A 26584-nucleotide genomic window follows, 5' to 3' on the forward strand; every position below is an offset into this window, starting at 1 on the left:
ACAATCGGAGGATTTGTACCACCAACGGTGGTCTTCCTCCCATGATCAAGCGACAGAGATACTATGATTCTCTACGTATGGTAGCATAGTCCATGATGTCCTTGAGAAAAATGTGTCAACCAATCTTGACAACATCATACCTCCTAAAGTGTAATCAAGGTTCGCGGCGAAACGAACAATTCCTTGATTAACAGGTCGCGAAGCGACCGCACTTTTAGGAGGTTTTGTCAATAGTTTTTTTGAAAAAACATGTAAAATTTTTATAAATTCCTTAAGTTGACCACATTGGGGTCTGACTCCATAAAGAAAAAAATAAACATTTCTAAAGAATTCGTAAACAAAATAAGGGGAACAGTAAGTTTCCTGCGTTGCTCGAACAATTACACATCTCTCCGTGGTGAGCAACAGGCAACGATCTCTTGTAATCGGATGAGATGTGATAAATATTGAAGGAAAGTGATGCTTATGAAGCAAAGAGTAAAACAACTTGCAATAACTGAGAGATTAGTGAAAATGAAAAAGATTGTTGCAGTAGTTATTATAATGTTTATTTTTTCGATAATAATTTGGGGGGAAGGAAGTAAATTAGTGTTCTCAAAAATTTGTGAACGAAGAGAAACAGCATGGCCAGATTTGGGAACAGCAGATGATGAGCAGTATGAGCGGCTTACCGAAGCATATAAAATAAAACGAAAAAATAATGAAAGAATTGTTATTATGGCTTCTGATGGAACAAAGCTGGAAGGTCATTATTATGAGAGAAAGAAGAATGCTCCATTGGTGATTTTCTTTCATGGATTTAGAGGTCATAGTTATGTGGATGGTGTGCCGATTTATAAAATTGCGCAGAAAGAAAAATGGAATGTTTTGCTTGTTAGTATGCGTGCGCATGATGAAAGTGAAGGAAATATTTTCACTTTGGGAGTGAAGGAACGTTATGATTGTGTAGATTGGGCTAATTGGGCTGCAAAACATTTTGGAAGAGAAACACCGATATTTCTTATGGGAATTTCAATGGGTGGAGCAGTGGTCACAATGAGTAGTGATTTGGATTTTCCAGATTCTGTTTGTGGAATCATTGAAGATAGTGGATTTACAACGTCAACAAAAATGTTAGAGTTAAATTGTAAGAGCCATTTGCCTAAAGGAATGCCAGTAGAGGTATTCAAAATTTTTGCAGATGTGGGAACAAAGCTTTGGGGAGGATTTAATTTAAAAGAGGCTGATGCTTGTAAGGCGGTATCACAGACAAAAATTCCAATTTTAATTATTCATGGAGACATGGATAACTTAGTACCACTATACATGGCAAAAGAAATTTATAATAGTTGTAAAAGTAATAAAGAAATTTATATAGTTCATGGAGCTAATCATGCAGAGAACTATAAAAAAGATCCGGAAGGCTATGAGAATGTAATAGTACAGTTTGTGGGAGAACATTCTGGAGCTTTCCAAAGAACATCATAAAGACAGCAGCCGGAGCAGAAGCAGGCGACGTGGTTGTGGATGAAATTGTGATATACTGAGAGCAGGAAAGTTCCCATTGCTGCTCGAAACTTTGCACACCTCTTAGGAGACCCCGGATATTTTAGCTGCCACCATAGATGTTTCTGAACTCATAGACTTACCTCCATGTAGTGGTATCAAAAGTTGAGACTCAACCTTTGATACTCGTATTAGAAATATAGTCTATTGTCACACACTTTTCCTTTACAGTCTAGGTACGGACTATCTACCGTTTACTTTTATTATGTCTATTCCTTACTTCGCTTCTTCAAATTAACTTGTTAAAGCGTTGTGCTATTTTTTTACTGCATCGTAAGATGCCAGTCATTGAATTTATAATTCTTTTAATAACACCATTTTTTTCTGACAAAGTTAGCAACCACCAGTTCAACTGGTGGTTTATTATTAGCCCTCCAAAGGGCTATTGTTACTGCTCGCCCCAAAGGGCGGTATCGCAAGCACTTTTACTGGCCCAAAACGCTTTATCCCATTTATTTTGCAGCTCCGGATGTCTGTCATAAATCATTAATGTACTTTTTCCTTTCAGATATCCCATAAAATCTGATACTCTGAGTTTTGGCGGAATTGCTACGCTTAAGTGTACATGATCTATGCATACTGCTCCTGCTATTATCTCTACATTTTTATACTGGCATAAAGTTGCTATTATCTCCCGGACATCTCTGCGTATTCTCCCATACAATACCTTCTTTCGGTATTTAGGAATAAACACAATGTGATACTGGCATTTCCAACGAGTATGTGATAAACTTTTATTGTCCATTTGGACCGCCTCCTTTGATTTTGAGTTTGGCTTGCGACACCATTCTCATTTTATCACAGGAGGCTTTATTTTGTTATCCTCACCACTTCCGACTACTCTATTCTCCCCAGCATAGCTGGGGGATTAGACTTTTCATTTATTTCTTTTATCATTACCATTTTTTACATAATCCCAATTCCCATAAAAAAGGATTAGCAACCGTTCCAAAATGACACGTTTCTAATCCCTTTTCATTTTCTTTATTCCATTTCTTTCCTTCTCAAAATATCAAACCTATCCAATTCCACACCAAGATCAATCCACAATTTCTGTTTCGGATGCGGCGCACTCTCCATCTGGTTCCCTTCATCATCCCAGATCCCCTTCACAGTAACGCAGACATTCTCCCCATCCGGTTTCATCACTTCAATCTCTTCCCCAACCGAAAACTTATTCCTCTGCTCAATCGTATACCTCCCCAGTTCATCCTTCTCCCCAACAATCCCCAGATACGTATACTCCTTCACATACGTATTACTGTCATAAATCTGGCTCTCATGATCCGGCTTCCCATAGAAAAATCCCGTAGTAAACTGTCGATACGTACAATTCGAAATCTGATCCTTATACCACTCCATATTCTTCTCATATTTCTCCGGACTCTCCAGATAATCATCAATCGCCTTCCGATACGTCCTCGCCACCGTCGCCACATACAGCGCCGTCTTCATTCTTCCTTCAATCTTATAACTGTCAATCCCCGCATCCAGTAAATCCGGAATATGCTCAATCATGCAGAGGTCTTTCGAGTTAAAGATATACGTCCCTCTCTCATTCTCATACACCGGCAGATACTCCCCCGGACGTGACTCTTCCACAACCGCATATTTCCATCTGCAAGGATGTGTACAAGCCCCCTGATTCGCATCTCTTCCTGTAAAGTAGTTGGACAGCAGACATCTCCCCGAGTACGAAATACACATCGCCCCATGAATAAACGTCTCGATCTCCATCTCCTCCGGAATATGTTCCCGGATCTCTTTAATCTCCGCCAGCGACAATTCCCGCGCCGTCACGACGCGTTTCGCCCCCTGCTCATACCAGAACTGATACGTCCCATAGTTCGTATTGTTCGCCTGCGTACTGATATGCCGCTCAATCTCCGGGCACACCTCCATGGCAATCCGGTACACGCCCGGATCCGAAATAATGAGCGCATCCGGCCCAATCTCTTTTAATTCGGCAAAGTAAGCCCGCACCCCCTCAAGATCCTGGTTATGTGCCAGAATATTCGCGGTAACATACACTTTCACTCCATGTGCATGCGCAAACTCCACGCCTTCTTTCATATCTTCCATCGAAAAGTTCTTCGCCTTCGCCCGAAGTCCGAAGACTTCTCCGCCGATATACACGGCATCTGCGCCAAAGATCACTGCTACTTTTAATACTTCCAGACTGCTGGCTGGAACCAGTAATTCCGGTTTTCTCATATTGTTTCCTTTCTGTTCTCGTGGCTTTTCATCGTAATCGCGATTCCATCTCCCAGCGGCACGACGGATGTCAGCAGCCCTTCTTTGTGTGTCAGTTCAAATAAGTATTCCCGCATCCGTTTGTGAATCGTGCGGTTCCGGCGTTCCACGGAGAAGCGGGATTCGATGACATCTCCGTCCTGCAGCACATTGTCGGTAATCAGCACGCCTTTTTCATCGAGCAGGCGCAAAACCTCCGGCAGAAAATGAATGTACTGTCCCTTCGCCGCATCCATAAAGATAAAATCATACGGCCCGTCCAGGGTTTTCAACACTTCGGCGGCATCTCCCGGAATCAGGGTAATGCGGTCGGCAAAGCCGGATTTTTCGAAGTTTTCTCGCGCGATCGGGATGCGTTTTTCGTAATTTTCTATTGTGGTAATCTCTGCATCCGGTTCGCCGTACTGTGCCATGAAAACAGCAGAGAATCCTACGGCAGTTCCTACCTCCAGGATTCTCTTTGGCTGTTTCATCTTTAAGAATACTTTTAAAAAGCTCTGCATTTCACGGCGAATGATCGGTACCCGGTCCTGTTTGGCCGTCCGCTCCAGATTTTCCAGAAACGGGGTGTGCCCGGTATCCAGGGAATTGATGTAGGTTACCATTCGTTCGTCTATTATCATGTAAGATTCCTCTTGTTTTGCAAACATGCGTTATTCCGCGGACGGCTGTCCTTCGGTGTTGATGCCCGCCAGGATTTCCAGCATTTCATCGACGGTCTGCGCGGTGTTCAGCACATACGTGCCGTCCTTGATGCCGCCGTAGTAGCCGGACAGACGGTACTGGACTTCGAAAACCAGCAGGCTTTCGTCGATCAGTCCGTTGTCTTTCAGGAGCTCACCGAGTTCTTTTGCCTCCATGCCGGAACGTACCTGTACGGTGACTTCTTTTCCTTTTCCCTTCAGGCTGACCGGTTCCTCGGCAAATACATCATGTCCGAACTGATATGAAGTTTTTGCCGCCAGAATGATCACAAGAATCACGCAGACGTAAATGAGCAGGCGCACGGTTCCTTTCGCACCTGTCAGCGCTGCTCGGTATCCGGCATCACTTTTCTTTTCGGACATGGGCGCTCTCCTTTTGATTTTCGGGTTTAGATTTCCGGTACGCCGATGCGGATTGCTTCGGAAATGCGGTCCTGCACCTTCTGTACCATCTTACAGACCTCAAGCTCCGCCTCAAGATAAGCGTTTGCCTTCTCGCTTTTGCGGAGTGCATAGGAATCCCGTTCCAGGGAATCTACCGCCTCGTAAAGGTCTACGTTTTCGGACTGCTGCAGTCGGTAATTGCGGATTCGATAGTCATCGACCCGGCTTTTTAAGTCCGGGTCTTTTTCAAGTTCCTCTTCCATCCACAAGTAATTCTGATATGCCCTGCTCTCCCTCATCTCTTCGATGAGCGTGTCCAGACATTCTGTTACTTTGTCCATGGTATTTATGCCTCCATGATGATCGGAAGGATCATCGGTCTTCTCTTTGTTTTCTTCCATACATAATCGCCGAGGGCATCTTTGATCGTGGATTTGATCTTACCCCAGTCGGAGATATTTTTGGAAAGGCAGCCATCCAGTGCCTCTTCTACAACTTCTCTTGCCTCGCCCATCAGATCCTCGGATTCGCGTACATAGACGAAACCGCGGGACACGATATCCGGACCGGCCAGAAGCTGGTTTGTTCTCTTTTCGAGGGTCAGTACCACAACCATGATACCATCCTCGGACAGATGCTGACGGTCTCGCAGGACGATGTTTCCAACGTCGCCGACGCCGAGTCCGTCTACCATGATGGCTCCGGTGTGGACTTTGCCTGTCACTGCTGCGCCGTCCTCGTCAAGCTCCATGACATCGCCGGAATACATGAGGAAAATGTTCTCTTTCGGGATGCCGAGGCTCTGTGCAACTTCTGCGTGTGCTTTTAAGTGGCGGTACTCGCCGTGTACCGGAATGGCGTATTTCGGTTTTACCAGGGAGTAGATCAGCTTGATTTCTTCCTGGCAGGCATGTCCGGATACGTGAACATCCTGGAATACGACGTTTGCGCCCTGTGCGGACAGTTCGTTGATGACGTTCGAAACGGCTTTTTCATTTCCCGGGATCGGGTGGGAACTGAAGATAACGGTGTCACCCGGCAGAATCGAGATCTTTTTATGCAGGTGTGCCGCCATACGTGACAGCGCTGCCATGGACTCGCCCTGGCTTCCGGTGGTGATCAGGACAAGCTGCTCGCCGGTGTAGTTTTTCATCTGCTCGACATCGATCAGGGTGTTTTCCGGGATATTGATGTAGCCCAGCTCCTGCGCGATGGAGATGATGTTGACCATGCTTCGTCCTTCGATGACTACTTTACGGCCGTATTTGTAAGCGGAGTTGATGATCTGCTGTACACGGTCGACGTTCGATGCGAAGGTTGCGATGATGATGCGGGAATTCTGATGCTCGGCAAACAGGCTGTCGATCGTCTTTCCTACAGTCCGCTCGGACATGGTAAAGCCGGGACGCTCTGCGTTGGTACTGTCGCACATCAGCGCCAGAACGCCTTTCTTTCCGATCTCGGCGAATCTCTGCAGGTCAATGACATCACCAAAGACTGGTGTGTAGTCGACTTTGAAGTCTCCGGTGTGGACGATGATGCCCGCCGGGGAATAGATTGCCAGTGCTGCTGCATCTGCAATACTGTGGTTTGTTTTGATAAACTCAATACGGAATGCACCCAGGTTGATGGACTGTCCGTGTTTGATGATTTTCCGTTTTGTGGTACGGAGCAGGTTGTGCTCCTTTAATTTGTTTTCGATCAGGCCGATAGTCAGTTTGGTGGCGTAGACCGGCACGTTGACTTCTTTTAAGATGTACGGCAGCGCACCGATGTGGTCCTCGTGGCCATGGGTGATGACGAAGCCTTTGACTTTGTCGATGTTCTCTTTCAGATATGTTACATCCGGGATGACCAGGTCGATACCGAGCATGTCGTCTTCCGGGAATGCGAGTCCGCAGTCTACGACGATGATACTGTCTTCATACTCGAAGACGGTGATATTCATACCGATCTGTTCCAGACCGCCAAGCGGTATAATTTTTAATTTACTTCCATTATTCTTTTTCAAATAGCACCTCCGCGCATGTTTTCGAAACGATTCCGTTACCGGTGTGGCTTCACGCACTCGTCCCCTGAGCGTCACCCCAGGCTGGCGTGGCATGTCCCGCACCTGCAGGATTTGGGTTCAAATCCTTCGGATGTCATTGTTTAATAGGTGATGTCTGCCTCGTCGTCCAACATGGAAGCGAATACGCCGGAAACGGCATCGAACTCGGTGTCGTCTTCTACCATGACATACTCTGCCTCTGCGTCGGTGTCTGTGGAGATGTCTTTCAGGATGTAGGCGTTTGCCTCGTCGTCCTGGGAATCGGATACCAGAATGTAGTTGACTCCGTTGATTCTGGTCTGCTCCTCCACGTAAAATTCTTCTTTGCCGCCATCATCTGTTACAAATGTTATTTTTTCCATACAATATTCCTTTGTTCAGTTTTCCTGTGATTCTTTGTGGTTGGAAAGATAGTCCAGATATCCCTGCAGGATAAAGACAGCCGCAATCATATCCACGTACTCCTTGCGGTTTTCTCTGCGGATTCCGGTTTCCATCATGGTGCGGTCTGCTTCGACGGTGGTCAGCCGCTCGTCCCACATGACAACGGGCAGGCCTGTCCGTCTCTCCAGCATTTCTTTGAACTCGAGAGATTTTTCAGCCCGCTCTCCGATGTCGTTGTTCATGTGTTTCGGGAAGCCGAGTACAATCTTTTCCACACTGTATTCTTTTGCTATCTCTTCAATCCGGGCCAGCGTCTGGCGCAGCTTAGTCTCCGATTTTCTGCGGACAATTTCGATTCCCTGCGCAGTAAGACCCAGAGGGTCGCTCACCGCCACCCCTACTGTTTTTGAGCCGTAATCTAATCCCATTATTCTCATAAGTAGTTACGCTCACTTCCAGGATTCATTTTTGATGTACTCTTTTAACAGTTCCTCTACCAGTTCATCACGCTCAACTTTCATGATCAGACTTCTGGCGCCCTTGAAGCTTGTGATATAGGTCGGGTCGCCTGACATGATATATCCTACGATCTGGTTGACCGGATTATACCCTTTTTCTACCATGGCGTTGTAAACGGTTTCGAGCACTTCTTTTACCTGAATCTCCGGCTCTGTTTTTACTTTAAAATATTGTGTGTTGCTTAATCCTGACATTCTTTTCACGTCCTCGTATTTATTGATATCATTTATATTCTAATACATGTTATGGGAAATTTCAATCGTGAAATTGCCTAACTTATTTTATCCCTGATACAGTCTCATTATTCATATAAATTGGAGGAAAAGATCATTTCCAGCATTCTTTCGGCACAGGCGGTCAGGTCTTTTTCCTCGAGATACTGGTCATGCTCGGCCGTCAGCGCATCCAGGATTTCGCGGCGGTCGCTGTCGGTTCCCGGCATGACAAGGTCGTTTCCGGCGGCAATGCATTTTGCGGCGGAGGAGCCTCCATCGGCATTTGTCGTGGTCCAGTCGGTCATGATGATGCCGGCAAAGCCCCATTCCTTTCTTGCAGCGGTCGTGCACAGATCGTAGCTGTTGGCGGTGTGGACACCGTTTACCTTGTTGTAGGAGGTCATGATCGCCTTTGGCTGAGATTCTTTGATGGCGATTTCGAAGCCCTTCAGATAGATCTCACGCAGCGCGCGCTCGGAGACGATGCTCGATACGCCGCGGCGGTTTTCTTCCTGATTGTTGCAGGCGTAATGTTTAATGGTCGTTCCGACCCCGTACCGGCTCTGGACGCCTCTTGTGAGGGCTGCCGCCATTTTTCCGCTGACGAGCGGATCCTCGGAATAGTATTCAAAGTTGCGTCCGCAGAGCGGATTGCGGTGGATATTCATGCCCGGAGCAAGCCAGAGAGTCACGCCGAACTCCTCCAGCTCTGTGCCGATCATGCGTCCTACTTCCTCGAGAAGCGCCGCATCGAACGTCTGCGCCAGAAGCGTTCCGACCGGGATCGCACTGCAGTACTGATAGTAATCTTCGCCGTCGTCGTGGAGGAATTCGATTCCGAAAATACGGTTCTCGAGACGCTGATACATGTTCATTTTGTAAACACTGCCGTCCGACGGATTTTTCTGATAATGTGAGGTGATGCGGATGCCTGCCGGGCCGTCAGCCAGAATGACATTGGCAACACCGTATTTTTCCAGCAATGAGGCGGTTGTCTCCCCGGCTGCACCCGGTACGGTAACGGCAGCGGCTCCGATGATTTCTTTACTTCCGCTGCTGCTGCGGCCGCAGACAAGCGCCGTTTTTTCTTCCGGTGTCAGCTTCTGAACGAGTTCGGTGGCTTTTTCTTTTGCCAGACGCCGTCTTTCTTCCCATTTTGGCTGTTCTGCTCCACATCTGCAGTTTCCGGCATCCTCTTTGGCTTCCGTTGCTTCCGCTTCAAATTCACAGCCGTTGACATCGCCTTCCTTTGCTTCCGCTGCGTTTGTTTCTCCGAATTTCAGAATTTTATACATTTCTTCGGCACTCTTTCCATCGCGGATCAGTCCTTTTTCGTCAAGGAACAGCAGCGGGATTTCTGCTTTCTTTTCTTCCCACATCTGCTCCCGTTCTGCTCTCCAACGCTCCTCTTTTTCCTCTTCCGGCTGAATTTCCTTTAATGCGTCGAGCAGTGGGCAGATGTTGGTCAGATGCTCGGTTTCCACGGTTTCGTCCAGAATCAGTCTCGCAACCAGAGTTACATCCCGGCTTGAGGTTCCGACCAGAAAATCATAGTTTCCGGCTTCCATGCAGTATACAGCTTTTCCGGTCCGGTAGGATTCCAGAAGGGCAGTTGGTATCTCCAGGTGCAGTATCTCGGATTCTCCCGGCTGCAGCAGCGCTGTTTTTCCAAAAGCCACCAGACGTTTCCGCTCTTTTTTCAGTTTTCCGGACGGGCAGGCGGCGTAAACCTGTACGACTTCTTTTCCGGCGCAGGAGCCAGTATTTGTTACTTTTACGGTTACTGTGATTGTTTTTGGCTCTGCATCCGGCTTCCACGCTACATTTTCTGTTGTTACCGCAAAGGTCGTGTAGGACATTCCATATCCGAACGGATAGCGCGGTTCCACCTCAAAGCTGTCGAAATAACGGTAGCCGACGTAAATGCCTTCGTAATATTTTTCTTCGATGATGTTTCCGTTGTTATGGCTGAATGTCGCGCTGGACGGGTAATCCTCGTAACGGCAGCCCCAGGTGTCGGTCAGCTTTCCGCTTGGGGTGACGGCACCGGATAAAATATCCGCAAGCGCATTGCCGCCCTCCATGCCCGCCTGAGAGAGCATAACCAGTGCAGCAATGTTGTATTTTTCCAGGAAGGAGACATCCATCACACCGCCGACGTTTAAAACGACAATCGTGTTGTCATAGCACTCTGTGATGGCTTTCAGTTCTTCCTCTTCCTGTTCCGACAGGTAATAGTCTCCCGGCTCTGCCTTTCGGTCTGCGCCCTCGCCGGAAACGCGGCTGATCACGTAGATGGCATCTGCCGCCTCCGTTTTTGTGATGGCGCTGCCCTTTGGCATCTGCATCGGATGGCTGGCGTGTGCACGGTAGAGGGAATCGAAATTGCCCGGCTCGGAAATCTCATAGATGTAATCTTTCCATTCCTCATAGCTTTTCTCGTACGCAGCATCGTATGCGTCAAGCCATGCATCGGTTGTGACGGTAAAGCCGGCATTTCGCAGGCCTTCGTCGATGCTGACGTTGCTTCGGTTATTCACGGAACCGGAACCTGTGCCGCCTTTGATGGTGTGGCGGGCGCCGCCCCCGTACAGTGCCACTTTACTTTCTTTTTTCAACGGCAGAACACCGTTGTTTTCCAGCAGCACGATACCCTCTGCAGCTGCTTTTCTTGCAATGACGCGGTGCGCACGCTCACGCTCTGACTCCGCCTGATTTCTTGTTCCGGAAATTCCTCTTGTTCGCAGTTTCATCTCGTAAAAATCCTCCTTTATCCCCACTGGCAGATCTGTTGTCTGATTTTTTCCACAATAACAAATATATTTGCCTCATTTATCCTCCATTATAGCTTTGTTTTCCACTTTTTGATAGATTTCTTTTTGATCTTTTCTGGGTAGATTCTGACCAAGGCAACAATACGGCTCTTCCGGAGTTTTCGATTGAATTTTTTCCGCCATTGCCCTATACTGATAACAGATAAGTAACAACGATTCGGAGGATTATTGTTTTATGCATATGCCAAAAATTCAGGCTGTTTTGAATGAAAAAAATATCGCTTTTTCTTATGTTGAAGAGGACAACTGCGGAAGCATCGACTTCGAGCACCGCGGACTCCGCTACCATATCTGGGAATACGCTGACGAGGCGGATCCGGTCGGCGTGGAGACGAATCTTCGGTATGCGGGACGGGATGAAGAGATCGAAGGAGATTATGACCGTTTGCTTGCGGAGCATTTGAGGAAGGAATTTTAATGTTTAGTAACTTTGCGGAGATTTCAGAGCTGTTAGATCTTTAATTTTTCAGAAAGGACGGACTTTATGGGCAGATTTGTGAATCCTGGGAACAGTGCGTTTCAAATCGCATTAAATTCAGAAATTTATATTGACAAAACCGGACTGCTGACCTATACAAACAAGGTTATGAATACCCTGCAGGGTTATATCTGCAACAGTCGTCCGCGGCGGTTTGGAAAATCAATTACGGCGAATATGCTTACTGCTTATTACAGCAGAGGCTGCGACTCACACGCCATGTTTTCGGATCTTTCGATTGGGCAGAATCCTGATTTTGAAAAGCACCTGAATCAGTATGATGTGATTCACCTTGATATTCAATGGTGTCTGGAGCCTGCCGGCGGGGCCGGGCTTGTGGTTTCTTTTATTACCACGGAAACGATTCGCGAGCTGCGGGAATACTATCCCAATATCCTTCCGGAAAAATTAAATTCGCTGCCAGATGCCTTATCTTATATTAACACTGCAACCGGCAGAAAATTTATTATCATCATTGATGAATGGGATGTGCTGATTCGTGATGAAGCTGCGAACAAGGTGGTTCAGGACGAGTACATTCATTTTCTTCGCGCCATGTTTAAGGGAACGGAGCCAACAAAATATATCCAGCTCGCCTATCTGACGGGAATTCTCCCGATCAAGAAAGTAAAAACACAGTCTACGCTGAACAATTTTGATGAATTCACGATGCTGGATGCCGGAATCCTCGCTCCTTATATCGGTTTTACAGAAGACGAGGTACGGAACCTCTGTGAAAAGTATCATCGTGATTTCTATAAGGTAAAAAACTGGTATGATGGCTATCTGCTGGAAGAATATCAGGTTTATAATCCGCGTGCCGTGGTGAGCGTTATGCTGAAAGGAAAATTTAAGAGCTACTGGTCTGAAACCAGCTCCTATGAAGTTGTTGTTCCGCTGATCAATAAGGATTTTGATGGCTTGAAAACATCTATTATCGAAATGCTGTCGGGATCTTCCGTCAAAGTCAATACACGGCTTTTTCAGAATGATACCATAAGTTTTGGAAATAAAGACGATGTGCTTACGTATCTGATCCACCTTGGCTATCTGGGCTATGACCAGCTTACGCAGAGCGCTTTTGTGCCGAATGAAGAAATCCGGCAGGAGCTCTCAGATGCGGTAGAAACCACAAAATGGAATGAACTTCTGGCTTTCCAGCAGGAATCTTCAGCTTTGCTGGATGCTACTTTAGCAATGGATTCTGACGCAGTTGCTGCGGGAATTGAGAAGATTCATATGGAATATGCTTCTTCTATTTCGTACCATGATGAAAATTCTCTGAGCAGTGTGCTTTCGATTGCTTATCTCTCGGCGATGCAGTATTATTTTAAACCGATCCGCGAATTTCCTGCCGGACGCGGATTTGCAGACTTTGTTTTCCTGCCGAAACCGGAGTATCTGCCATATTATCCAGCTCTCGTCGTTGAATTAAAGTGGAATAAAACGGTGCATACTGCATTAGATCAGATTATAGATAGAAAATATCCTGCTTCTATCGTAGATTATACCGGTGATATTCTTCTTGTGGGAATTACTTACAACCGCAAATCAAAAGAACATCAATGTATCATCAAGCAATATACAAAATAACAAAATCTCCCAAAAGCATTTTTACTCTCGCTTTTGGGAGATTTTCTTTTACTTCCCACTCTCCAGCGCCGCCAGAAACAATTCATAAAAATCATCCTCCCCTTCCAGCGCCGGGGAGTTTTCGCCGCCGCCGTTGGTGCTGCGTTTGATTTCGGCGTAGAATTCTTCACCGGCCATGGCGAGATCCATTTCGTAGATTGCATAGCCACGGGCGCGGCAGATAGTGCAGAAGGCGCGGATCGGGTTTGGATCGTTCCGGGTCCGCAGGAGTGCTTCTCGAAGGGCCGGGTCTGCTTTGGCTTCTTTTTGTAATTGGTCTAAGAGATCGACTAAATTGTTCATGGTGAAAACCTCCCCTTTTCTTTATAATGAATGGATAAAACGAAAAAACAGCACAGGAAATCCACGGTGCGCGTGCCTCTCTGTACTGCTTTTTTATTTTACTCCAGATTTGTTTTTTCTGTCAAGCCATCAAAAATCCCGGAGCACCTCCGGCCCCGGGATTTCTTTATTTCTTTATTTCTTTATGTAGTTCCGCTGTCTTTATGCAACTACAACTTCGTTCGCATCTGCTGCGAGTACAGCCTCTTTCTTCTCATTTCCGACGAATACTTCTACTTTCAGTTCGGTATGTGCGCCTTCTACGGATACTTTCACTGCATCGCCGTCTTTGACTGCTTTCACGGTGAATACGGTGTTTCCGTGGATATCTGAAACTTTTGTCTCGGCTGCGTCTTTTAACTGGTATACGCAAACAGTTGCGTGGTCAGCGTAGTCGTAATCCGGTTTGGTGTCGCAGTTTCCTCTGACTACGATGCTGTTTTCTCTTACATACAGCGGCATGGAGAAGTAGTCATAGGTTCCCTTGAACCATCTGCCGCCTTCTTTTGTCTCGCCGGTCAGAAGCTCTGTCCAGGTGCCTTCCGGCAGATAGTACTGTGCTACCTTGTCCTCACGGAATACCGGAGCTACAAGAAGGGCATCACCCAGCATGTACTGCTGATCCAGATACGGAACGGCCGGGTCGTTCATGAACTCGAATACCATCGGGCGCATCACCGGGGTTCCTTCCTCGTGTGCCTCTACGGATTTCTGGAAGATGTACGGCATCAGAGAGCATTTCAGGTTGGTGAAGAATTTTACAACGTCGCATGCTTCGTCATCGAACAGCCACGGCACACGGTAGCTTCCTGATCCGTGCAGACGGCTGTGGGTAGACATCAGTCCGAATGCGCACCATCTCTTGTACAGATCCGGTGTTGCGGTGCTCTCGAAGCCGGAGATATCATGGCTCCAGAAGGAGAATCCGCTCATAGCGAAGGAAAGGCCGCCGCGCAGGGTTTCTGCCATGGACGGATAGTTTGCGGAGCAGTCGCCGCCCCAGTGTACCGGGAACTTCTGGCTTCCTGCTGTTGCACTTCTTGCAAACAGAACTGCTTCATTTTCGCCTTTTACTTCTTTTAACAGGTTGAATACGGCCTGGTTGTACAGGTACGTATAGTAGTTGTGCATTGCCTGCGGATCGCTTCCGTCGTGGTATACAACATCAACCGGGATTCTCTCGCCGAAGTCGGTCTTGAAGCAGTCTACGCCGCAGTCCAGAACGGTTTTCAGTTTGTCTGTGTACCATTTTACGGCATCCGGGTTGGTGAAGTCTACCAGCCCCATACCGGCCTGCCAGTTATCGGTCTGCCATACGCCCTTGCCGTCTGCTCTCTGAAGGAGATAGCCGTTTGCTGCACCCTCTTTGAAGAATGCGGTTCCCTGTGCGATGTACGGGTTGATCCATGCGCAGATGTGCAGGCCTTTGTCATGATATTTCTTTAAGGTTGCACGGATGTCCGGGAAGCATTTCTTATCCCACTCGAAATCGCACCAGTGGAATTCATGCATCCAGAAGCAGTCGAAGTGGAAAACGCTGAGCGGAATATTTCTCTTCTCCATTCCCTCGATAAAGGATGTGGTGGTCTCCTCATCGTAGTTGGTTGTGAAGGATGTGGACAGCCACAGACCAAAGGACCATGCCGGAGGAAGTGCCGGGCGTCCGGTCAGTGCGGTGTACTCGTTCATGATCTTCTTCGGTGACGGGCCGTGGAACAGATAGTATTTGATTCTCTCGCCCGGTACGGAGAAGCCGACATACTCCACTTTTTCGCTTGCTACTTCGAAGGAAACGTTGTCGGTGCTGTCAACGAGAATACCGTAGCCGTTGTTTGTCATATAGAATGGTACGCATTTGTATCCGATCTCGGATGCAGTACCGCCGTCTTCATTCCAGGTATCGACAACCTGTCCGTTTTTCACGAATGGGGTGAATCTCTCGCCAAGGCCGTATACGCACTCACCTACGCCAAGGGACAGCTCACTTACCATATATGGCTGATATTGTTCGGTCATGTAGTTCGGTGCCGGCAGCATGGTACTCTGCTTGCGATCCCATCTGATATAGGAAAGGTTGCGGAATCCGCTTCCGGTCAGGACTTTTCCGTCTGCCTCGAAGGTGTAAGCGAAGATTCCTTTTCTCTGTACGCGTACCAGTACGCTTCCGGTGTCGAGAACTGCCTCATCGTCGTTGATGGTAACGGTTACGTCCTCGTATACGCTCTCTGTTTTGTCGAAGGACGGAACTTTGTTGTCGTATGCTTCGTAGTGCCATGCTTCCATGGAGATGGTATCCGGTGTGTGCGCCACGAACTCAACGGTGATGGTCGGCAGGTTCAGGGTCATACCTCTGTGCTCGATCGGACGGGTCGTTGCCAGGATACGCATACCGCCTGGGATCTGCTCTACTTCATAAGCCTGCATTGCATGGGATGCATTTGCTTTTTCACTCGGAAGCCAGTAACCTTCTGTGAATTTCATTTTTTCATTACCTCCTGATTGGATGGGCCTGAAACAGATAGCGGAAAGCATTTTCTTTTCATCAATCTTTACAGAATTATTGTTTCAGGCTGACGTTTTTTGGTAATTTTATACTACCACACTCTTGCTTTCGAAAACAGGGCGGATTCTGTGAAAAAATACGGCGATATTATCTTTTTCTATCTTTTAAGGTACTTTCAGCGGATGGGATGCAAAACGGGAGTGTGCCCCGCAGACGTCTGCAAAAGACACACTCCCGTTTCTCTTCTGTTTTTTCTTATGCCATAATCAGATACGCAATGACGGCCAGCAGGATCTGCAGGATCACAAATCGGATCACAACCTGGCTGTCGGACCATTTGTATTTCAGGCGGACATGGTCATGCAGCGGTGTTCTTGTATTTTTGAGGATCGCGATTTTCAGGAAACGCAGTAAAAATACTTTGACAAGGCCGATTCCTCCGTCGACGATCATCACGCCTGCCATCAGCAGATATAAGAACGGATGGCGGGACTGCATGGCAAGGATGGCGATGTAGAAGCCAAGTGCTCTCGAACCGGCATCTCCCATCAGCATGCTGCTCGGCGAGGTGTTGAAATACAGGTACGCGAGAAGCGCTGCCACGAACAGGTAATTGGCTACGGTGAAGCTTCCGAGGACATCGTGGAAAATCATGCTGAACGCGAAGATGACCACGCAGGAAAGGCTCGCGCAGAGTCCGTCGACACCGTCGGAACAGTTTGTAACGTTGATCGAAATCCAGATCAGGATGATGCCGAGGATTATGTAGACCATTTTCGGAATGGTAAGGGACATGCTTCCGAAGTAGATCGTGGTGGAATTGTAATTCACGAAGGTGATGACGGTCACAATGGAGATGACGAGGTCAATCGCGCCTTTTTTGTAATCGCTCCACGGAGTTTCGGATGCATCGTCGAGGTAGCCGCTCAGCATGATGCAGACGAGCAGGATCGCGTAGATCACATACTCGGCACTAAGAGGCAGGAACAATACGCTTCCGATCAGGAAACAGATGACTATCACGAGGCCGACGCCGCGCAGTTTTCCGCGGGAGAGGCCGCCGTTTACGGCAAATTCTCTGCCGTGATCGCTCGGCAGAAAGGAAAATGGATGCTTTAACGCCAGAAAGGTCAGCAGAAAGGTGACCACGATTCCCAGCATGGCGATCTGGCCGGGATTTAAAAAGTTACTCCATACTTGATACATACGTTTTCTTCCTTCACTTTTCTTTAGATTGAGTTTGCACGAAGCCGTATGTGACGTGGCTTTGTGTTCATTTATTATAACAACTTCATGCAAAAATTGCTATACCCAATTCGGGGGTTTCGTGATAAGATAGTGATACACTAAGTTGAACAAAAAAGGAGTTTTTTATGCCACGCAAAGATCATCTGCCGCGCCAGACACGCCAGGAACACATCACGCTGCAGCCGAACCGCAGCATCGAATTTCGTGTGACTGACGATTTCGGCAGTTTTTCGCCGCCGCACTGGCACGACGCGCTGGAAATTATTTATATTCTGGAGGGTTCCTCCATTGTCACGCTCTCGGACCGCACCAAGACCGTCCTTCCGGGTCAGTTTCTGCTGATCAATTCCGGGCGTATCCACACGGCACGCTGTCCGTCCACGGGAAACCGCTCGATTCTGATGCAGATTCCGGATGCATTTCTTGCGAACTATCTGCCTGACCCGTCGCAGCTCTGGTTCTCGATTGACTACGACAGTACGAATCCGGAAGTGCAGAAAAATATCAGCCTGCTCCGGCGTCTTCTGCTTTCGATGATGCAGCTTCATGAGGAAATGCCCGACGGCTATCTGCTGACGTTCCAGCGGGAGCTTTTTACGTTTCTCGATCTGCTCTACACGAAATTTTCTGAGAAGAGCCCGCTTGCGCACCACCCGATGAGCTCCCGGACGCAGACACGGCTCGATACGATTCTGACGTACACGCGGGAAAATTACCAGCGGCCGATTACGCTGAAGGAGGCTGCCGATGTTGTCTCGCTGCAGCCGGAATATTTCTGCCGGTTCTTCCGCCAGAACATGGAAACGACGTATCTGGAATATCTGAATTCCTACCGTCTTTCCCGCATCTACCGCGACCTGATTGCCACGGATCTGCCGGTCGGCACGCTCGCGGAAAAGCATGGATTTACGAACGATAAGCTGTTTCACCGCCTCTTCCGTGAGCGTTTCCACACGACACCGCTGCAGCTTCGGAAGGCGGCACGCGAGAAGGGATCCTGATGGATTTTATTATTTTTACATTTTTGAGAATGGGAGTTTAACACGATGACAAAAGAAGAACTGGCGCTTGCCGTCATTGAACGTTTGAAACAAGAATATCCTGACGCCGACTGTACGCTTGACTATGACCAGGCGTGGAAGCTGCTCGTCAGTGTCCGCCTCGCCGCACAGTGCACCGATGCGCGGGTCAATGTTGTGGTGGAGGATCTCTACGCAAAGTATCCTGATATCGATGCGCTGGCAGATGCGACACCGGAGGAAATCGAGGAAATTGTGCGGCCGTGCGGTCTTGGAAAGAGCAAGGCACGCGACATCAATGCCTGCATGCGCATGCTGCGCGACGAGTACCACAGCCAGGTGCCGGATGACTTTAACGCACTTTTGAAGCTCCCGGGCGTGGGACGGAAAAGTGCGAACCTGATTATGGGCGATGTTTTTAAAAAGCCTGCGATTGTGACGGATACGCACTGCATCCGGCTGTGCAACCGCATCGGACTCGTGCACGACTGCAAGGATCCGAAGAAGGTGGAGATGGCACTCTGGAAAATTGTGCCGCCGGAAGAAGGAAGCTCGCTCTGCCACCGGTTTGTGGAGCACGGACGCGAGGTCTGTACTGCGCGGACGACACCGCACTGTGAACGGTGTGTGCTGGCGGATATCTGTGAGAAGAACGGCGTAGAAAAATAGCATTTTTCTATGCGTTTCCATGCGAAAAAGGCTTTTGCATACCGGACAGATTTTTTGATTCTGTCCGGCTGCAAAAGCCTTTTTGTTTCTATTTTTTATACGACCGAAAGAAGTCCGTCAGCGCTTTCAGCGTTTTCCCGAGCACCTGCACTTCCTCTTCTCCGAGTTCCGCCATCACGGCATCCGTCATCTGCTCGTGGAATTTTGCGTGATGATGGAATGCCTGCCGTCCCTTTCCGGTCAGGTGGATGTAGACGATCCGGCGGTCCTTCTCGCTGCGCTCCCGCTCGGTGTAGCCTTTTTTCACCAGACTGTTCATCGACGTTGTGAGTGAGCCGACCGTGATGTCGAGCTTTGCCGCGATCGATGACATATTGCCGCCCTCCAGGCCGACGGCCTCGATGATATGCATATCGTTGTTCGTCAGATCCTTGAAATCCTCGGTGATGATCGCCTCTTCTTCCAGTTTTTGTATCTCTTGAAACAGATGGACCAGTGTCTCATTGATGATTTCTCTGTTATCCACTCTTCTTCCCCTTTCCGTCTGTTCTGTCCCTTCTGAACAGGGTTCCGCTCTTTCTGTCTGTATTGTATCAAAAAAGTTCCGGACAAACAATACCAAAAACTGCCTGAGAAACGTCGGATCGCTCCGTGCCGTTTCCCAGGCAGTTCTGTTATGTTTGATTCAATTACATCTGTCCTTTTTTCTTTAACCGTGCAAAGCAGATCATGAAAAAGCAGATGCCGTATACGGTTGTAATCGGAGTGGACATGCCGACGAAGGTCAGGTTCGTATTCGGCAGGTGTGAGAAGAACAGCGCCAGCGGAATACGGATCAGGCAGGCGGAGGTGATTCCCTGGATCATAACCGGGATGCTGATGCCGCGGCCGTTGAAGTATCCGATGCTGCTGAACAGCACACAGGTCAGAATACATTCCGGTGCGAAACCGCGCAGGTAAGCGGCGCTCTGCCCGATAACGGCCGGATCGCTCGTGAAGATTCTGGAGATGACACTTCCGCCGAAGAAACCGATGCAGAAAATCACAACTCCAAGAGAGCAGCCCGTTGCGATTGCGGTGAGGAAGCCCTTCCACGCGCGGTCTTTCTTTCCGGCTCCGGTGTTCTGTGCCACGAAAGCGGACACCGACTGCATCACAGAAGACGGGATCAGCATGATGAATGAGGTCAGCTTCTGTGCCACACCGTATCCGGCAGACGGCATCAGGCCCATGCCGTTGATAATCGAGTTGATCACAAGGAAGGAAATCTGTACGGTCGTCTCCTGCAGCGCAATCGGCACACCGACGTTCAGGACTTTCTTCAGCTCGTCATGGTCGATGCAGCAGTCCTCTTTTTTGAACTCGATCGGCAGATTGCCTTTTCTCAGCACGCCAAGAGAAGCAAGCACGGAAATCAGCTGCGCCAGAACCGTTGCAAGTGCTGCTCCCGCAACGTCCAGTTTCAGCACACCGACGAAGAACAGATCTCCGGCAATATTGGCTGCGCAGGCGATGCCGACGAATAAAAGCGGCAGATTTGCATTACCGATTCCGCGGAGCACGCTGCTGATGACGTTGTACGCGATGATGATCAGAATACCGCCGGAACAGATCCGCAGGTAGAGGACGGTTTTGTCAAAAGACTCCGCCGGGACCTGTAAAATATTGGCGATCGGGCCTGCGAACAGCTCCAGAATCACCGTCATGGCGATGCCGATGATGGCGAACAGAACAATCGAGGTTCCCACGGTTTTGCCGGCCTTATCCGGCTTGCCCTCGCCGATGTGCTGGCCGATCATAACGGTCGAACCCATCGCAAGGCTGGTGATGATAAATGTTACCATCTGCATGAAGTTGCTTCCGGTTCCGACAGCGGAAATACTCGACGCATCACCGAACCAGCCGACCACAAGAAGGTCGACCGCACCGTAAGCCGCCTGCAGAATCAGCGCGCCGAGCACCGGCAGCGCAAAGCGGATCAGGGACTGGAAAATCGGTCCCTCTACAAACGATATTTCTTTCTTATTTTCTTTTGCCATTGTTTTTCACTCCTTCAATTCCCGGCATCGTTTCCTGCATCCGCGTGATTGCATGCACAAATTCGTCCACCACCGCGTCGTCCAGATCCGGCAGGCGGGATGCCCATTCCCCGTGAAAGTGCGTCACGCGGAGTTCCACAAACTCTTTTCCCTCTTCGGTCAGTGTCAGGTTGATCACGCGCTTATCTTTTTCATCCGCCTGTTTCACGAGAAGGTTTCTCTCCTCCAGCTCCTGCACCAGCTTGGTGATGCTCGGCATCGTTGTGTTCATATAGCTGCTGATGTCGCTGACGCGGCAGAAACCCTGCTTTTTCTGAATCTCATTCACCGCATCCAGCACATGCACCTGCCGCGGCTTCATACCGTCCGGCAGGTCCGGGAGCTTCTCGATCAGACGCTTTGCATCAAAACACGCATCCAGGAACTGCTTTAATTTTTCCTGTGTCATGGAAAGTGGTCCTTTCTTCTTAAAATTTAGTTATCTTTAGTAATTATCTTTGATAAGTATAGCAGGAAATGAAAAAATGTCAAGAGGGAACTGATGCAAGAAATTTTTACAGACCATTATGAAGAAATGCTTTATACATTGCATCCACGTGATTCCATTATTGAAAATGTGGACAAAATGATCCATTGTGGTGACCCCTCCTTCGGCGGTGCCATGTACTCTTTCCGTACCGCCCTACTCAACGAGATGCAACATAAGCTTGGAAGCTCATTCAAAAATGTCCTGACTGCGGCTCTACTATGTCCGTCCTTGAACTTTACTACAACCATAAGCGCGTCTCCCTCGAAGAAATGTACGAGAAAGCCATGTCCAAAGCTCGTAGGAAAAGAGGCTATGGATAACTTCTCTTTTCCATCCTTCTATGCTACAATCCTCTTAAAGGAGGATGCCGCCATGAAATCTGATATCGAGGAGCTACGCAATAAATACATCAAAAATCCACCGGAAGGAATGACACCCAGGGACATTCGCCAAATGAGCGAGAGTGACCTTCTGGATATGGATTATTTCTTACATGAATTCGATGACGATGATGACGATTGGGGAACAGAAGGTTTTTATATCTTCTAATTTCACAACCGTCCCGTTTTCATGCCCGCCTCCGTGCGGGCCTTTTTCGTTCAAAAGATCGCCCGAGGCGGTCTTTCCTATAAAGCAACAAAAGGGGCGCACCTGAAAATTTCTTTTCAAATGCGCCCTTTCGCTTTCTTTTCTTCTGTTTTTCTGTCAGATCAATCCGTAATACTCCATCGCTTTCGCCACGCCGTCCTGCTCGACGGTGTCGGTTACGTACTCGGTGTACGGATCCAGAATCTCGTCATGCTTTCCAAGCGCAATCGTGTGTGCGCCGCACTGGAACATGGCCAGGTCGTTGCTGCTGTCGCCGAAGACGTAGGCATCTTCCTTCGTCAGGCCGTACTGTTTCAGTACATACTCTACTGCGGTTCCCTTGCTGTATCCAAGCGGGACCAGCTCGTAGACGCCGCCGCGGCGGTCCATGATGTCAAACTCCTGCTCAAATTCGCGGTACATGCGTTCTACGTCGGACTGCGTGTCGGTTACGATACATAATTTGTCGTAGATAATGCCTTTCGTCTCTGCCGTCTCCGCAAGGCCGACACCGACGGCTGCAAAATGCGCACGGGTCTGCTCGAGATCTTTGAAACGGGATGGCTCAGCTGTGAAATAAACGTTGTCCGCGCCTTCCAGGATCATACCGGCATTACACTCTTTTAAAATCACCGGGATTTCCTCACATCGCTTTCCGGAAACGGTGTGATGCATCAGAATCTCATCGCCCTGGCGCAGATAGGTACCGCAGCCGCACAGGAATCCGGAAAACGGAAGCTGTTTCATCTCCTCCGGCAGCTCCGACCAGGTGCGGCCGGTATTAATAAACGTCAGATTTCCTTTTTCCGCCGTCTTTTTCAATGCATCGAGCGCGCTCTGCGGAATTTCTTTTGTAATCTCACTCAGTAACGTTCCATCAATATCAAAAAATAATGCTTTCACAAAAATTTCCTCCTCGTGTACTCTTTTCCTATCGGTCTGATAAATTCGTGACCAGATATTTTTCCCTGTTTTCCTGTTCTCTTTCTGACATACGAAAAAATGCCGAAGCTCTTGATTGTCAAGGCTTTCGGCATTTTCATTTCAGTCGAAGCGACGGGATTCGAACCCACGACCTCTGCGTCCCGAACGCAGCGCTCTACCAAACTGAGCCACGCTTCGATTTTGTTTGTTTTCTGAACTCTCGTCCGTCAACAATAGTTATTATATATGATGTCTATAGGAATGTCAACACCTTTTTTGAAATTTTTTTAATTTTTTTTATTATTGCTTCAAAAGGTACATTTTATGCGGGTTTGCGGCGTTTTGGATGTTCTTTTGAAATGACAGTTTCTGAAAAAGTCAAAAAAAGAGATATGCTGGAAGTTCTGTTCCGGCATATCTCTTATCTTTGTTTCTCAACTCAGCTGATATACGTCTGCATACTGCACGCCGAAGCTCAGCGCCTCGGAATGGCTGCTGCAGAAGATGTCTACGTGGCCGTAAGCGGTTCCGCGGTCTTCTACCGTGTAAACCTGGCCGTTGATCAGCAGTTTTGTGCCAAATGGTACGCCGCCCATGGCGATCGTTCTGCCGGCGGTCGGTGTGGTTCCGCTTGCGGTGGATCCGCCGGACCACTGTCCGGTACAGATGGAACAGGAGCAATAGCCTGTCAGTTTAAATCTTCCAAGGTATGTTCCGCTGGAGGAGCTGCTGGAAGTATCTGACGCGGATGGACTCTCCGTTGTCGTAGAGGATGTGCTGCTGTCCGAAGAACTGCTTCCGGAGCTGCTGCTTGTATCGGTATCTGCTTTCGCTGCGGCATTTGCTGCTTCTGCGGCTGCGACTCTTGCGGCCTCTGCCTCAGCTGCCTGTTTTCTTGCTGCTTCTGCCTCGGCTTCTGCTGCGGCCTGCTGTGCGGCGGCGGCAGCGGCGGCTTCCTCTTCTGCTTTCTTCTGCGCTGCAATCTCCTCTTCTTTCGCCTGACGGATCAGGTCGTTGATTGCATCTGCTTTGCTGTTGATTTCATCTACCAGTGCACTCTCGCTGGATTTTGCATCGTCCAGCTCTGCAGAGTAGGTACGGAGTTCCTGATAAGCTGCTGCGTACAGCTCCTGAATGGCTTCCTGCTGATCGCTGCTCTGCTGCTGCAGTTCCACGATCGCTGCCTGCTCTTCCTGCACCTGTGTTTCTTTTTCTTTTACCTGGTCTACCGTGTCCTCATACTCCTGCATGAGATCGCGGTCGAAATCGGAAATTTTCTGTATGTATTCTGCCCGGCTGATCAGCTCTGAAATGCTTTTGGAAGAAAAGAGCATTGCCATGTATCCGTTTCCGGAGGAATTTTCATACATATACTGGATACGGAGCTTCATCGCCTCGTACTGCTCTTCTTCTTTTGCTTTTGCATCTTCCAGATCTGCCTGAATCTGTACCAGTTCGTTCTGCTTCGCATCATACTGATCCTGAAGCTCCTGCAGACGGTTCTGCAGATCGTCCAGCTGCTGGTTCAGTTCGGAAAGATATTCTTCTGATTGTCCCTTTTTGGAATTGAGTTCGTCAATCCTGCTCTGTATGCTGTCAAGCTGAGACTGTGCGGCAGCCTGTTCTGCCTGAGCATTTGAAATTTTCTCCTTTGTACTGGCACCATAGCATGGCAGAACGGTCGCTGCCGTAAGCACTGTGGCCAAAACCAGGCTGAATAATTTCTTTTTTTTCATGTCGTACACCTCATACTTATTACGTTCTGTTGCTGATTGTCACTCCAAGTTACTGCGGAAAATGGGTCTTTTTTCCCGCCGTACTTTGCCATTATAACACAAGTATGTCTGAAATGAAAGTCTTTTTTAATTTCTGTTAATAACTTTGTAATATTTCGACACTTTTCCTGCAAAAACTGGTATGATTTTTCTACTTTCTCCACCCAACAGGGTACTTATTTTTCAAGGTTCCATTGACCAGTTTGCCCCATCCAAGGCCGAATCCATCGACGCAGACCAGCTTCCAGCCCGACGGCGATGCGGTCTCTCCCGGCTCTACGGAAATTGTCTCACCGTGGAGATATTTTTCGGTACGCTCGTCATCTGCCTTTAAATTCATGTAATCTTTGAACTTGTCCGCGGAGAGTGTCACGGCAAACGGCTGTGATGGCTCGAAACGGTCTTTTTTCAGTTCACCGAGATACAGACCGTTCCGCAGGAAATGAAGATTCCGCACGCCATCCGGCAGGGACGGGGAATGGTATACTTTTCCGGCGCGGACTTCCAGTTCCTCCACCGGGATCGGTGCTGTCATCCGGGACAGGAAATCCGAAAGGATCTGTTTTTCTGCTTTCGACGGACCCGGTGCTTCCGTTCCGCGGTCTTTTTTCCGGTTTTTCTGTTTTTTATTTTTCTTTTCGATCGGTTTTTCTTCTGTCTCATAAGGAATGGCTTCGCCTTTTTTGCGGAACAGGGCAAGGTAATGGCCCTCGCCGTTCATTTTATGCGGCCAGATGCGCACGGTCTTTTCGATCTCCGGATCGCCGTTTCCCCAGGCAGGATTGCCTTTTGAAAAACCTTCGTAGCCTTCCATCTCGATCAGTTCCATTTCCGGGAAGTTTTCCAGAAGAAAAGAAACGGTTCCCTCGTCCTCCTGCGGGGCGAAGGTACACGTCGAATACATCATGAGGCCGCCCGGACGCAGCATTTTTACGGCATTCGAGGTGATCTCGCGCTGCAGCTCCGCAAAGAAATCCGGTCGCTCCGGGGTCCAGGTGCCGATGACTGCCTCGTCTTTCCGGAACATGCCCTCGCCGGAGCACGGTGCATCCACGAGGATTTTATCGAAGAAGCCCGGGAAGACGTCTGCAAGGGCCGCCGGTGTCTCGTTGGTGACGAGTACGTTTTCGCTTCCGAACAGTTCGAGATTTCGCAGCAGTGCTTTTGCGCGGGCGTTGCTGATGTCATTTGCCACGAGAAGGCCGGTTCCTTTCAGGCGCGCATTCAGCTCGGTTGCCTTGCCGCCAGGTGCGGCGCAGAGATCGAGCACCCGCTCGCCCGGTTCGATCGTGAGGCGGGACGCCGGGGTCATGGCGCTTGGCTCCTGCAGATAGAAAACGCCTGCTGCATACAGCGGAGACTGGCCCATGCGCATGCCGTCCGGCACGAAATAGCCGTTTGGAATCCACGGGATTTTCTTCCACGTTCCCGGAACAAGCGGCGGGAAATCTTCGGTCCGGCATTTTTTTGTATTCACACGCAGCCCGGCTGTGCGGGGTGCGTCGTAGGAAGTTAAAAATGCATCAAATTCATCGCCCAGCATGTCCTGCATGCGGGTCAGAAATTCCTGTGGTAACTGCGCCATGTATTGTCTCTCCTTTTTATTTTGCTTTGTTGTGCATCGGTTTCATAATTTCTCACAGAAAAAGAGACAGCTTTTTCGATTTTTCAATCTTTTTGCTGTCTCTTTTTTGCATAGCGGAGAAGAAGGGATTTGAACCCTTGCGCCGTTTCCGACCTACTGGTGTTCGAAGCCAGACCCTTCAGCCTCTTGGGTACTTCTCCGTATTTTGTCAAATACATCATATATTATAGTGCTTTTTTGGGGATTCGTCAATGATTTTTTCGATGGTTTCTGCTGGAAATGCGGGGATTGTATTTTTTTACAGAAATTTTTCGGGAAATGCGTGGGGAGATCTTGACTTTTGGGGCGTGTTATTTATGATAAAA

Annotated in this window: 23 protein-coding genes, 2 tRNA genes and 2 pseudogenes; 6 read left to right on the forward strand and 21 right to left on the reverse strand. The window is 48.6% G+C overall.

The features are described 5' to 3' along the window. Positions 1–465: 465 nt before the first annotated feature. Complete coding sequence (locus tag ACY2VT_RS07060; RefSeq protein ID WP_461879403.1) at positions 466–1467, forward strand: alpha/beta hydrolase; 1002 nt, start codon at positions 466–468, stop codon at positions 1465–1467. Between the two features lie 499 nt (positions 1468–1966). Here the strand turns inward: ACY2VT_RS07060 and tnpA are convergent. The 10 genes and pseudogenes from tnpA to ACY2VT_RS07110 all read right to left on the reverse strand — a co-directional run. After that, positions 1967–2290, reverse strand: a pseudogene (gene tnpA, locus ACY2VT_RS07065) (IS200/IS605 family transposase); the annotation flags it as partial. Positions 2291–2529: 239 nt separating this feature from the next. Beyond that, positions 2530–3759, reverse strand: coding sequence for a peptidase U32 family protein (locus ACY2VT_RS07070; RefSeq protein ID WP_461879404.1), 1230 nt, complete (start codon positions 3757–3759; stop codon positions 2530–2532). Next, positions 3756–4421 carry an O-methyltransferase gene (locus ACY2VT_RS07075; RefSeq protein WP_461879405.1) on the reverse strand — a complete coding sequence of 222 codons (666 nt, stop codon included), beginning with the start codon at positions 4419–4421 and terminating at the stop codon, positions 3756–3758. Before ACY2VT_RS07075 ends, ACY2VT_RS07070 begins: the two co-directional genes overlap by 4 nt. 30 nt (positions 4422–4451) lie before the next feature. Continuing rightward, positions 4452–4865, reverse strand: a complete 414-nt coding sequence (locus ACY2VT_RS07080) for an endolytic transglycosylase MltG (protein ID WP_461879406.1) — start codon at positions 4863–4865, stop codon at positions 4452–4454. Between the two features lie 26 nt (positions 4866–4891). Then, a complete protein-coding gene (locus ACY2VT_RS07085; RefSeq protein ID WP_461878166.1) occupies positions 4892–5227 on the reverse strand; it encodes a YlbF/YmcA family competence regulator in 336 nt (111 codons plus the stop codon). A 5-nt stretch (positions 5228–5232) separates the two neighbouring features. Then, positions 5233–6897: a ribonuclease J gene (locus ACY2VT_RS07090; protein WP_461875021.1), complete on the reverse strand. Its 1665-nt coding sequence runs from the start codon at positions 6895–6897 to the stop codon at positions 5233–5235. A gap of 140 nt (positions 6898–7037) precedes the next feature. Next, positions 7038–7298 (reverse strand): DUF1292 domain-containing protein, encoded by a 261-nt coding sequence (locus ACY2VT_RS07095; RefSeq protein WP_118719616.1) that lies wholly within the window; start codon positions 7296–7298, stop codon positions 7038–7040. A 15-nt stretch (positions 7299–7313) separates the two neighbouring features. Next, positions 7314–7757: a Holliday junction resolvase RuvX gene (gene ruvX, locus ACY2VT_RS07100; RefSeq protein ID WP_118719618.1), complete on the reverse strand. Its 444-nt coding sequence runs from the start codon at positions 7755–7757 to the stop codon at positions 7314–7316. Positions 7758–7769: 12 nt separating this feature from the next. Then, positions 7770–8033, reverse strand: a complete 264-nt coding sequence (locus tag ACY2VT_RS07105) for an IreB family regulatory phosphoprotein (protein WP_022461716.1) — start codon at positions 8031–8033, stop codon at positions 7770–7772. Positions 8034–8140: 107 nt separating this feature from the next. Continuing rightward, positions 8141–10807: a glycoside hydrolase family 3 protein gene (locus ACY2VT_RS07110; RefSeq protein WP_461879407.1), complete on the reverse strand. Its 2667-nt coding sequence runs from the start codon at positions 10805–10807 to the stop codon at positions 8141–8143. A 262-nt stretch (positions 10808–11069) separates the two neighbouring features. Here ACY2VT_RS07110 and ACY2VT_RS07115 point away from each other — a divergent pair, with 262 nt between their 5' ends. Both ACY2VT_RS07115 and ACY2VT_RS07120 read left to right on the forward strand, forming a co-directional pair. Then, complete coding sequence (locus tag ACY2VT_RS07115) at positions 11070–11306, forward strand: kinase (RefSeq protein ID WP_461879408.1); 237 nt, start codon at positions 11070–11072, stop codon at positions 11304–11306. A gap of 66 nt (positions 11307–11372) precedes the next feature. After that, entirely contained in the window at positions 11373–12959 is a 1587-nt protein-coding gene (locus ACY2VT_RS07120; RefSeq protein ID WP_461879409.1) for an AAA family ATPase, read from the forward strand. A 48-nt stretch (positions 12960–13007) separates the two neighbouring features. Here the strand turns inward: ACY2VT_RS07120 and ACY2VT_RS07125 are convergent, their stop codons facing one another. From ACY2VT_RS07125 to ACY2VT_RS07135, 3 genes are all read right to left on the reverse strand, one after another. Beyond that, a complete protein-coding gene (locus tag ACY2VT_RS07125; protein WP_461879410.1) occupies positions 13008–13301 on the reverse strand; it encodes a hypothetical protein in 294 nt (97 codons plus the stop codon). 201 nt (positions 13302–13502) lie between these two features. Beyond that, positions 13503–15821: an alpha-xylosidase gene (gene yicI / locus ACY2VT_RS07130; protein ID WP_461879411.1), complete on the reverse strand. Its 2319-nt coding sequence runs from the start codon at positions 15819–15821 to the stop codon at positions 13503–13505. 277 nt (positions 15822–16098) lie between these two features. Beyond that, a complete protein-coding gene (locus ACY2VT_RS07135) occupies positions 16099–17049 on the reverse strand; it encodes an MraY family glycosyltransferase (protein ID WP_461879412.1) in 951 nt (316 codons plus the stop codon). A gap of 167 nt (positions 17050–17216) precedes the next feature. Here ACY2VT_RS07135 and ACY2VT_RS07140 point away from each other — a divergent pair, with 167 nt between their 5' ends. After that, positions 17217–18092: an AraC family transcriptional regulator gene (locus tag ACY2VT_RS07140; protein WP_461879413.1), complete on the forward strand. Its 876-nt coding sequence runs from the start codon at positions 17217–17219 to the stop codon at positions 18090–18092. A gap of 45 nt (positions 18093–18137) precedes the next feature. Beyond that, complete coding sequence (locus ACY2VT_RS07145; RefSeq protein ID WP_055265078.1) at positions 18138–18779, forward strand: endonuclease III domain-containing protein; 642 nt, start codon at positions 18138–18140, stop codon at positions 18777–18779. 88 nt (positions 18780–18867) lie between these two features. Here the strand turns inward: ACY2VT_RS07145 and ACY2VT_RS07150 are convergent, their stop codons facing one another. From ACY2VT_RS07150 to ACY2VT_RS07160, 3 genes are all read right to left on the reverse strand, one after another. After that, positions 18868–19305, reverse strand: coding sequence for a MarR family winged helix-turn-helix transcriptional regulator (locus ACY2VT_RS07150; RefSeq protein WP_461879414.1), 438 nt, complete (start codon positions 19303–19305; stop codon positions 18868–18870). Between the two features lie 163 nt (positions 19306–19468). Next, positions 19469–20818 carry an MATE family efflux transporter gene (locus ACY2VT_RS07155; RefSeq protein WP_461879415.1) on the reverse strand — a complete coding sequence of 450 codons (1350 nt, stop codon included), beginning with the start codon at positions 20816–20818 and terminating at the stop codon, positions 19469–19471. Further along, on the reverse strand, positions 20802–21266 hold the full coding sequence (locus tag ACY2VT_RS07160; RefSeq protein WP_461879416.1) for a MarR family winged helix-turn-helix transcriptional regulator: 465 nt from the start codon (positions 21264–21266) through the stop codon (positions 20802–20804). The genes ACY2VT_RS07155 and ACY2VT_RS07160 overlap by 17 nt, the downstream gene beginning before the upstream one ends. 93 nt (positions 21267–21359) lie before the next feature. Here ACY2VT_RS07160 and ACY2VT_RS07165 point away from each other — a divergent pair. Next, a pseudogene (locus ACY2VT_RS07165) lies at positions 21360–21485 on the forward strand (IS91 family transposase); the annotation flags it as partial. A gap of 567 nt (positions 21486–22052) precedes the next feature. On the opposite strand, the gene ACY2VT_RS07170 reads toward ACY2VT_RS07165, so the two are convergent. From ACY2VT_RS07170 to ACY2VT_RS07190, 5 genes are all read right to left on the reverse strand, one after another. Next, a complete protein-coding gene (locus tag ACY2VT_RS07170) occupies positions 22053–22838 on the reverse strand; it encodes a Cof-type HAD-IIB family hydrolase (RefSeq protein WP_461879417.1) in 786 nt (261 codons plus the stop codon). Between the two features lie 145 nt (positions 22839–22983). After that, positions 22984–23057, reverse strand: a tRNA-Pro gene (locus ACY2VT_RS07175). Between the two features lie 236 nt (positions 23058–23293). After that, entirely contained in the window at positions 23294–24556 is a 1263-nt protein-coding gene (locus tag ACY2VT_RS07180; RefSeq protein ID WP_461879431.1) for a PcsB-like coiled-coil domain-containing protein, read from the reverse strand. 229 nt (positions 24557–24785) lie between these two features. After that, on the reverse strand, positions 24786–26219 hold the full coding sequence (locus tag ACY2VT_RS07185; protein ID WP_461879418.1) for an RsmF rRNA methyltransferase first C-terminal domain-containing protein: 1434 nt from the start codon (positions 26217–26219) through the stop codon (positions 24786–24788). Between the two features lie 114 nt (positions 26220–26333). Further along, positions 26334–26419: transfer RNA gene (locus ACY2VT_RS07190), tRNA-Ser, on the reverse strand. Positions 26420–26584: the final 165 nt, after the last annotated feature.

The sequence above is a fragment of the Fusicatenibacter sp. genome (genome assembly GCF_050872605.1).
Classification (GTDB): Bacteria; Bacillota; Clostridia; order Lachnospirales; family Lachnospiraceae; genus Fusicatenibacter.